The following is a 1,067-nucleotide window of genomic DNA, read 5'->3' on the forward strand; positions in this document are numbered from 1 at the left end:
AAGATATCAGTCGTTTTCTGATGGAGCGGTACAACTGGCGACGACCACATCAGTTCAACGAGGGCTTGGCGCCTGCCGTTGCCGAGGAAAAGCTCAATTCAGTGTCCGGGATCAGTTGACCACTACATACCTATCGCGAAAATACAAAGCGTGGCTGGCAGTTTTTCTCCTATTGCTGATTTTTTTTGCCCCTTGGGTATGGCTCTATTACTACTCCAGACCCAGAAGAAAACAGCCGGCGGCGCAGCCATCACCGCCAATACATTTAACCTCGAAGTCACTACCAACTCCTGAACCCTCAGGCAGTAGCTGGGCTGCGTTAGGTCTATGCCCAAACTGTGGCAGTCAGATGGTTCAGCGTGTTGCCCGGCGCGGAAAGCACAAAGGGAGTTCGTTTTACGGCTGCTCGAAGTATCCTAGATGCACAGGCATACGACAGACCTTGCCAACATCTATTGGTCAGGATTCGCACCAGCCGAGCGCTTAGCTATAGTTGCATTCCTGCTTTCGAATATTGTTGAGCCTCGGCGGCATACGCGGCGGCCGCCTCCTGCTGCTCCCTGCCAATAGCGTCTATGGCATCCCGCGATTCCGGGTCGAGATTGTCAAGCAGCTGCTTTACGTTGGCTTCGTCTGCGGCCAGTGCTGCGCGGGCTTCCTCGATGTCGTCAATGGCTTCGGGGATTTCGTCAACTCGGCGGCTTTCGGCAAAGCCGATGGGATCTAGGCGCCGGGCCTGCTGCTGGCGCAAAGCATCCATGGCAGCCGGCGCCCTCATCGGATCAGTCAGGTCGAACAGATTGTGCGCGCCGACATCTCGACCGCTGACCGACTGAGCCACGGCGGTGCGCAGAGCATCTTGTCGGATGTACCAGGGTGCCGCACTTGCGCGAGCACGGGCCGTATGCGAACCTAAATTTTCAGCTGCTCGGGCGAACGCTGGAAAATCTGCTGCTGCCACGTGAGGCGATTCATTGCCAATAGAATGAGGGAAGTGCAGTCCCTCCGCCTGAGTCAGCACCCTGCCCTCCCTAAGTAATGGCGCGTTTGGCCAAAACATGCCCGTG

At 56.6% G+C, this 1,067-nt stretch carries 1 protein-coding gene and 1 pseudogene; one reads left to right on the plus strand and one right to left on the minus strand.

Annotation, left to right across the window (positions count from 1 at the left end; genetic code table 11):
- Positions 1-172: 172 nt before the first annotated feature.
- A complete protein-coding gene (locus tag HAQ05_RS29130; protein ID WP_274603332.1) occupies positions 173-487 on the plus strand; it encodes a topoisomerase DNA-binding C4 zinc finger domain-containing protein in 315 nt (104 codons plus the stop codon).
- Here HAQ05_RS29130 and HAQ05_RS27795 read toward each other — a convergent pair.
- Positions 488-1,067 (minus strand): annotated as a pseudogene (locus HAQ05_RS27795) (hypothetical protein); the annotation flags it as partial.

It is taken from the genome of Pseudomonas typographi, from assembly GCF_014694385.1.
Classification (GTDB): Bacteria; Pseudomonadota; Gammaproteobacteria; order Pseudomonadales; family Pseudomonadaceae; genus Aquipseudomonas; species Aquipseudomonas typographi.